Raw genomic sequence first — 8,356 nt, forward strand, 5'->3', positions numbered from 1 at the left:
GCCATTTTCGGGCGTTCCGCGGGTTCTACAGGAGGAGAGATCGTCTATGCGCGTCCGAGCAGCAGGATCATGGCGGTCAGCAGGAATGCCGCCCCAACCATGGCTGGCACGCCCAGGATTTCGTCAAAGACGACTACGGCAAATGCCGTCGCCGTAAGCGGCTCGATCAGGGCGCTCGGTCCCCTGTTCGTTTTCCTGTTTCAGATCGTTGAAGGCCGGGTGTCCTACGCGCCGGCCACGATGACGGGACCGATGATCTACTTCGCATGGGCGGTCCTGGCGGCGTATGGTGGAGCCAAACACGTTCGTAGGATGTCCATCGGCGGCAAGCGGAAGGATATTGCGATCAAGCTCGACCGTGAGCTCGCGAAGCTGGACACGACCCATCTGCGTTGAAGGCACGCGGCGATGCATCGGTCGCGTAGCCACAGACACGATCGATCCAATGGCTTGACCTTGTCGGAACGATCATCACCTGCAGACGTCTTCCGTCGGGCTCGTTCGTTTAGGATATTCAGCCTGGAAGTGGGCTCGCCGAGGTTTCATTGCTGGGATAAAGGTGCGGCGGACAGACGCTAGCGAGCATAGACCCAAGTGCCGCGCAGCACCTCGGCTTTTAACACCCCCTCTAGCCAGTCGGCAAAGACCTGAAGACGACGCGAAAGATGCTGTCGATGGGGATAGAGCAGCGTCATCGACATGGGTTCGGCGCGATGGCCGGGCATCACTTCGACCAGTTCTCCGGCATCCAGGTGAGAGCGGACATCGTATGCGGGAATCTGGATGAGGCCGAGACCGGCGAGACAACACGCGATATACGCCTCGGCGCTGTTGACGGTGACGCGGCCGCGCATCGGCATGGACCGCTGCGCACCATCCTCGATCCATTCCCAGCCCTCGACGCGTCCGCTCGATGGCGAGGCGTAGTTGACCGCCGAATGGATGGCGAGATCCTGCGGAGATTGTGGAACGCCATGCCGCTTCAGATAGGCGGGGCTCGCGACGTTGATCAGCGGCAGTTCGCCGATCGATCTTGCAATCATTCCGGAATCGGCCAGCGGGCCGACGCGCAGAACGCAGTCGACGCTTTCCTCGATCAGGTTCACGGCACGATCGGTAACGCCCAGATCGATGCCGATTTCCGGGTACGCGTCGAGGAATTGAGGAAGCGCCGGCGCAATGATCAGGCGCCCGATGCGGCCGGGAACGTCGATGCGCAACCTGCCCGATGGTGTTGCTGTCTGGCGAAAGAGGCTTTCGGCCTCCTCCACATCAGCGATCAGCCGCAGGCATCTCTCATAAAAGGCGATCCCATCCTGCGTCGGCGATACCCGTCTCGTCGTGCGATGGAGAAGCCTCGCTCCGACCCGGCCTTCCAGTTCCTGCACCGCTGCCGACACCGACGAGCGCGGCACGCCGAGCGTATCGGCCGCCCGCGTGAAGCTCGAGCATTCGACGACGCGGGAGAAAATGCGGAACAGATCAATACGGTCCAATGCGCAGCAGCTCTATTATCCAGGAATAACGACAGGAGATGTCAGAACGGCCATCTTTATTGGAATATCCTAGACGATAATCTCTTAACCTGAAAGCGGCTGCATGGCGCGGTCGCATCGGCAAAGGAGGCTGACGCAATGACCGACCATTCAATCAGGGGCAAGACCATCATCATCGCCGGTGGAGCAAAGAATCTGGGCGGGCTCATCGCCCGCGATTTAGCCGAACAGGGCGCAAAGGCCGTTGCTATCCACTACAACAGTGCCGCCACGAAAGCGGAGGCGGGCGCCACGGTGGCTGCCGTCAAGGCTGCCGGCGCCGAGGCTGTCGCGTTTCAGGCAGATTTGACCACGGCAGGCGCTGTGGAGAAATTGTTTGCCGATGCGGTCGCCGCCATCGGCCGTCCCGACATCGCCATCAACACCGTCGGCAAGGTGCTCAAGAAGGCGATCATCGAGATATCGGAAGCCGAATATGACGCGATGACCGACGTCAATTCCAAGTCCGCCTTCTTCTTCCTCAAGGAGGCCGGCAAGAACCTCAATGACAACGGCAAGATCTGCACGCTCGTCACCTCGCTGCTCGGCGCCTACACGCCCTTTTATGCAGCTTATGCCGGCACGAAGGCTCCGGTGGAGCACTTTACGCGGGCAGCGTCGAAGGAATTCGGCGAGCGCGGCATCTCGGTGACCGCGATCGGTCCCGGCCCGATGGACACGCCATTCTTCTATCCGGCAGAAGGCGAGGATGCAGTCGCCTACCACAAGACGGCTGCAGCGCTGTCGAACTTCTCCAAGACCGGCCTCACCGACATCGAGGACATCGTCCCCTACATCCGCTTTCTCGTCACGGACGGCTGGTGGATGACCGGTCAAACCATCCTCGTCAATGGTGGCTATACGACCAAGTGACGTCATCGGTGGCCTGCCGATGCGAAGGCGGGTCGCCCTTGGCAAGGATCATAGGATCGGGGGCAATTCATGCACATGCTGCTCGTTATCACTGGTGGATTAATCCTGTGCGGGGTCTTTGCGCTCTTCGGCAAACTCTGGGGCGGCGACATGGCGAGCGTCGCGAACTCGCTGAAGCTGTTCGTCCCCGCCTGGCTAGTCATTGCGCTCATCAACATGTGGGTGGGGTCACCAAGGCCGGCTACACGTTGGCCCAGGAGCTTCCGATCCTGCTCGTGGTCTTCGCCGTCCCGGCTGTGATCGCTGCTGTGCTGGCCTGGCAGATGGCAAGAGGTTGATCGCCGCTTGCCGCAACCATCCGGGCCAGGTCCTAATCCACGGTGATCCACCGCGCGAGGGCGGCCCGGTCAATTCGGAGACACCTACGTGGTCACCACGCTTAAGGTACGACAGCCGGAAGATGAGGCGCTGATTGCGAACGTCATCGGCTTCTGGAAGGAGGCCGGCGCGCAGGGCCGATGGTTCGGCAAGGACGACGGGTTCGACCGGAAATTTCGGAAAGCTTTCCTCGGCGTGCACATGGACGTCGCCACACGCCGGCTCGATGGCTGGATGACGACGGCCGAAGGAGCCCTCGCGCTCTTGATCTTGACGGATCAGTTCCCGCGCAATGCGTTTCGCGGGACCGGGCACATGTACGCTACCGATCCCCTCGCCCGCTGTTATGCCCGGCACGCATGCAAAGCTAGGCACATGGAGCGCATCGAATCGGATCTGCAGTTGTTCTTCTGTCTTCCATTTGCACATTCGGAGGACGTCGCCGATCAGGATGTCTCGGTGAAACTCAACGCAAAGCTCGGCGAGCCTTGGCTCTCGCATGCCGAAGGTCACCGAAACATCATTCGCCGCTTCGGACGATTCCCCCATCGCAATCAAATGCTGGGGCGAGAGACGACACTGGAGGAGGCCGCATTTCTGCGCGATGGAGGGTTTCGAGGATAGGATGCGGCGATAGGTATCAGACAAATATGGGAGGAACACGAATAGTAAAGGTTAAGGCTGGGGGCTGATTGACGACATGTCGGGTTTTCTTGTTCTGCTTGCACAGGCAGCCATTTATTTTGCCGCGATGGCGGTCATCTTCAACTTCAGGACAGTGATCGGGATCGGCGTCTTTTATTGCGTTCTCGGCGCGATGCATTTCCTCGAGACCTATCTCGCCGCCGTCTTTTTCATCGAACTCCCTTTCGGGCTGATCTCGCCGGGTTCGACCGTGATGTTCGCCGGCAAGTTGGCCTTCTTCCTGCTGCTTTATATCAAGGAGGATGCCGAGAGCATGCGCCAGCCGATCTACGGGCTGCTGATCGGCAACGTCCTGATGGTGGTGCTGGCGATGATCCTTCGCGCCTACAGCGAGCCGGTGAACCTGCCGGGATACAATCCGGATTTGCGTTTCCTCGACCAGATCGGGTTCCTCATGATCTGGGGCACTGTCCTGCTCTTCATTGACCTGATCGCGCTCGTGATCATCTACGAGCGGCTCGGCGCGCTGGTGACCAATACGATTCCAGGTCGCATCTTCATCAGCCTGGCGATCGTGCTGAGTTTCGATCAGGCGCTCTTTTATGTAGGATTGACCCTCCTCACCGGCGTGCCGGTCTCGGCCTTCTATGGTGGCTGGATCGCCAAGATCGGGGCAGCCGGCTTCTTCAGCCTCATGCTGACGATCTATTTGCGCTTCATTGAGACGACAGCCATTCGTGCTCGCCCGCAGGGCGCCATCGATGTGTTCGATCGCCTCACCTATCGCCATCGCTACGAGAAACTGGTCGAACGTATCGGCAAGGACCCACTGACCGGGCTTCAGGACCGGGGCCGCTTCGATGCGCAAGGGCCAAAGATGTTGCAGGTAGCCCTGCGATCGGAGCGGTCGGTCAGCCTGATGATGATCGACATCGACCACTTCAAATCGATCAACGATCGGCATGGTCATCCCGTCGGAGACAAGGTCATCCGGGAAGTGGCCAATGCGATCATGCGCACCAAGCGCGAGGCGGACGAATTGTTCCGCTATGGCGGCGAGGAGTTCGCGCTGCTCTGCCCGGAAGCGCCACCGGGCGCGATGGCGCTGGCTGAACGCATTCGCGCCGCCGTGGAGGCTATTTCGCATCCCGATCTCGACCGGGCTATCACCATCAGCATCGGCATCGCGACCTTTCCGACAGACGCGAACGGGATTCAAGAGCTGCTGACACGCGCGGATAGCGCACTCTATGAAGCCAAGGCCCTCGGGCGAAACAGGGTATTCAGCGCCGCCGCGGCTGGACAACGGCCATGGCCATGATCAGCCTGGCGTATCTCAAGGGACGGCTATCCGCCCCTGGCAGCGGCACATCCGTTCAACACATCATGGGGCAACGACCGCTGAAACCGGCGCAGATCGCCCAGCATGCTTTCAATTATCGTTAACAGATTACGAACGATACTCGCTTCGAAACGACTTGGGATTCAGCGGGGGCAGAATCAATTGAAGAACGTCAAAGACTTAAGTGTACGTCGCTCCGCCGTCGTTCGGCTCTTGTCGGGTGTCGCCGTCGTGCCACCCGTGGCGCTTGCGGTAACTCTCCAAATGGAGCAACCGGCGATCGCCGGCGATTGCACGCCAGGCCCGACATCGGTCTGCTCGGGCCAGGCTTCCGGCGCCGACACGATGCAAAGATTTGACTACAACGGCCCTGTCGAGGTCACCACCGATCCGGGTTTCGAGCTGAACGTCACGGGCGGCGATGACGGCATAGCGATATTCGGCGAAGGCGGCGTCACCTTCACAGACAACCACGCGGCCACGATCACGACGGACGGCTATTTCGGCCTTCTCATCGAAAACGAGAGCAGCGGCAACGTCAGCGTCACATCGACGGGATCGCTGATCTCCACGGGCATAATCGCCCCAGGCCACGGTGGCGACGGCATCCGCACCTACAATTCTGGGGCGGACACGTCGGTTCGCATCCACGACACGGAAGGCACCGGTAACGGGGTCACCGTCGATCACCAGGGCTCAGGCTCAGTCCGTATCGTCTCGACAGGGCAGGCCACGGGTCACAACGGAAATGGGATCTATGGTTATGTCTGGTCCGGCACCGGCATGACGGTCGAAGCGGTCAATACCGAAGGCGCCATAGAGGGCATCTTCGCCAGGAACGGCACCTCCGGGGCACTGGTCGTCACCTCGACCGGGCTCGCCGTCGGCACCTCCGCGCGCGGCATTCTCGCCGACAACTATGGCACCGATGTCAGCGTTACTGCCGCGCATACGCACGGTGGCAGCATGGGAATCCGCGTCAATAACCGCGGCACCGGTTTCCTTGAGGTAGATTCCACCGGCACAGCCGAGGGCGGTACGACCGGACTGCACGCTTACGGCGCCGCGTCCAGCGCAAGTGCGACGATCAATGCCGTCGATACGGTCGGCGGGCGATGGGGCATCTACGCAACGCATAATGGCAGCGGTCCGGTGACGGTAACCTCGACAGGCACGGCGACAGGTCACGGCGACGACGGCATTTTTGTTGAGACAGGTGCTGGAAGCTCTGCCCTGAATCTCAATGCAAATCATGCCCAAGGCGGCGAGAATGGCATCAAGACCATCCATGGTAGTACCGTCGGCACCCTCGCCAATACGGCGACGGTCACTGTCACCGGCAATATTCAAGGCGGCACGGGCTACGGCATCGCGACGGAATCTGCCTCTGGAGTCTTGACGAATATCAACGTCGCAGCCGGTTCGGTTGTGGAGTCGGTTTCCGGCAATGGCATCTCCAACAACGATGGGGACAGCAATGTCGAGATTGCCGCCCTCGGCACGGTCAATGGTCGCGTCGACCTGGGCTTGGGCAGCGACACCATGACCCTCAGAGGCGACTTTTCGGGTATCACGGTTCTCGACGGCGGCGGCGGAGGCACCGATGTCCTGAACTTGTTCAATGCTGCCAACGCGACCCATGCGGGAAGCGACATCGTCAACTGGACCGAGATCAATCTCGACAACAGCTATCTGACGCTTACCGATGGTGGCGTGGCCATCGGCACGCCCGACGACATAACGACCGGCATCTTCCTGCGCAACGGCTCCACACTCGACACAACACAGGACAACTTTTCGCTCGACGGCAATCTGTCGCTTGCCGCCGGCACGCGGTTCTTGGCGTCAGGCAATGGTAGCGGAACCACGACCATCAGCGGCAGCGTGATCAACGCAGGCCTCATCTCGGCACAAGGCGGCGGCGCCGGCGATCTTCTCAGGATCGACGGTAATTATACGGGCAACAATGGCACGATCGTTCTCGACACCGAGCTGGGAAACGACACGTCTGCAACCGACCGGCTGGACATCGCGGGAGACAGCTCCGGCACGTCGTCGGTCCGGGTAATAAACACTGGCGGCGCTGGCGCGGCAACAAACGAAGGCATCGAACTGATCACGGTAGGCGGGACCTCGGATGCTGTCTTCAGCCTCGTTGGGGACTACCAGGTCGGCGGCGTTCCCGTCGTCGTCGCCGGCGCCTATTCCTACCAGCTGTTCAAGGGCAACAGAACCGGTACGGAGACGAACAACTGGTATCTGCGTTCCGAGTTTATCGACCCGACTGACCCCGATCCCGTAGACCCGGAGGAACCGCTCTACCACCCGGGCGCGCCGGTCTACGAAGACTATCCGCAGGCGCTGCTCAACCTGAACAACCTGTCCACGCTGCAACAACGTGTTGGCAATCGCTTCTGGCTGACCGACGGTCCTACTTCCTCTGAAGGTCACTCGGGCGCATCCAGCACGACCAGCGGCATCTGGGCGCGTATCGAAGGCGCGCACAACAGCATTGACGCACGCCACGCGACTGCCGGAACGCACTTTGACCAGAACATCTTCGAGGTGCAGGCCGGGATCGACGGGCTCCTCCTGGAGAGCACGGCCGGCTCGCTCATCGCCGGTGTTTCAGCCCACTATACGCACGGCACCGTCAAAACGTACTCCGCCCACGGGGATGGACAGATCTCCACCAACGGCTATGGCCTCGGGAGCGCACTGACTTGGTACGGGGACAACGGATCCTACATCGATGGCCAGGCGCAGATGACATGGTACGGGTCGGACTTGAGCTCCATCGCCGCCAGTCGCACCCTGGTGAGTGGAAATGATGCGTTCGGTTATGCGCTTTCGCTGGAAGCCGGAAAGCGTGTCACGATCCAGGACGGTTGGTCTGTGACGCCACAGGCGCAACTTGCCTATTCCCGGATCGATTTCGACAGCTTTGCCGACAGTTTCGGTGTGGAGATCGGTCGTGACAATGGCTCAAGCCTTCAGGGACGCCTTGGCCTTACGCTTGACCACGAAAGCAGATGGCAAAACGCCGACGGTCTAACAAACCGGGCGCATGTTTATGGCATCGCCAACGTTTACTACGAGTTCCTGGATGGCACCAAAGTCGATGTAGCCGGCGATAATTTTCACTTCGAAAAAGACCGCCTCTGGGGCGGTCTCGGCGCCGGTGGAACCTATAGCTGGAACGATGATACCTATTCCCTCTACGCCGAGGGTCTTATCAATACGAGCCTTGCCAATGTCGGCGACAGCTATTCGCTGCAAGGCAAAGTCGGCTTTCAGGTAAAGTGGTGACGATCACTCACCTCGGGGCCTGACGGCCGCAACGTCAAAATGTGTCGTAGGTTTCGGGGAATTTTGCGACGCACCGCGCGGCGGGCTGCATCCTCGCCGTATCTTTTGCCTGCGCGGCGATCTGGCGGCCATCCTGCGCTTCGTGGCGGGCAGGAAGAAGCCGGCAGTCCTGTCGGAGATGGCGGTGATCGACGGCCTGCTGGCGGACAACCGCGATGCGCGAGGTCCCAGAAACGCAAAAACCTCCGCAGCTGGGGCTTTGGAGGTATCGCAG

The 8,356-nt window shown here is 60.5% G+C and carries 8 protein-coding genes; 6 read left to right on the forward strand and 2 right to left on the reverse strand.

Annotated features, from left to right (window positions below; all coding sequences use genetic code 11):
* The first annotated feature begins 69 nt into the window (after nt 1–69).
* Complete coding sequence (locus tag XW59_RS27450) at nt 70–396, forward strand: hypothetical protein (protein ID WP_047144447.1); 327 nt, start codon at nt 70–72, stop codon at nt 394–396.
* Between the two features lie 179 nt (nt 397–575).
* Here the strand turns inward: XW59_RS27450 and XW59_RS27455 are convergent, their stop codons facing one another.
* The gene (locus XW59_RS27455; RefSeq protein WP_047144448.1) at nt 576–1,496 is read right to left on the reverse strand and encodes a LysR family transcriptional regulator; all 921 of its coding nucleotides are present in this window, start codon (nt 1,494–1,496) and stop codon (nt 576–578) included.
* A gap of 138 nt (nt 1,497–1,634) precedes the next feature.
* Here XW59_RS27455 and XW59_RS27460 point away from each other — a divergent pair, with 138 nt between their 5' ends.
* The 5 genes from XW59_RS27460 (at nt 1,635) to XW59_RS27480 (ending at nt 8,082) form a co-directional block, all read left to right on the forward strand.
* Nucleotides 1,635–2,408, forward strand: a complete 774-nt coding sequence (locus tag XW59_RS27460) for an SDR family oxidoreductase (protein ID WP_047144449.1) — start codon at nt 1,635–1,637, stop codon at nt 2,406–2,408.
* 426 nt (nt 2,409–2,834) lie between these two features.
* Nucleotides 2,835–3,410: a DUF924 family protein gene (locus XW59_RS27470; protein WP_206077763.1), complete on the forward strand. Its 576-nt coding sequence runs from the start codon at nt 2,835–2,837 to the stop codon at nt 3,408–3,410.
* Between the two features lie 127 nt (nt 3,411–3,537).
* Nucleotides 3,538–4,752, forward strand: a complete 1,215-nt coding sequence (locus XW59_RS27475) for a GGDEF domain-containing protein (protein WP_348639337.1) — start codon at nt 3,538–3,540, stop codon at nt 4,750–4,752.
* Nucleotides 4,743–4,877: a hypothetical protein gene (locus XW59_RS29840; RefSeq protein WP_281406256.1), complete on the forward strand. Its 135-nt coding sequence runs from the start codon at nt 4,743–4,745 to the stop codon at nt 4,875–4,877. Before XW59_RS27475 ends, XW59_RS29840 begins: the two co-directional genes overlap by 10 nt.
* 58 nt (nt 4,878–4,935) lie before the next feature.
* Nucleotides 4,936–8,082: an autotransporter outer membrane beta-barrel domain-containing protein gene (locus XW59_RS27480; RefSeq protein ID WP_170990238.1), complete on the forward strand. Its 3,147-nt coding sequence runs from the start codon at nt 4,936–4,938 to the stop codon at nt 8,080–8,082.
* A 34-nt stretch (nt 8,083–8,116) separates the two neighbouring features.
* Here XW59_RS27480 and XW59_RS29555 read toward each other — a convergent pair.
* Nucleotides 8,117–8,356 (reverse strand): hypothetical protein (locus XW59_RS29555; protein ID WP_206077764.1); only part of this gene is annotated, 240 nt, incomplete at its 5' end.

It is taken from the genome of Aquamicrobium sp. LC103 (assembly GCF_001014615.2).
In the GTDB taxonomy this organism is placed as follows: domain Bacteria; phylum Pseudomonadota; class Alphaproteobacteria; order Rhizobiales; family Rhizobiaceae; genus LBCQ02.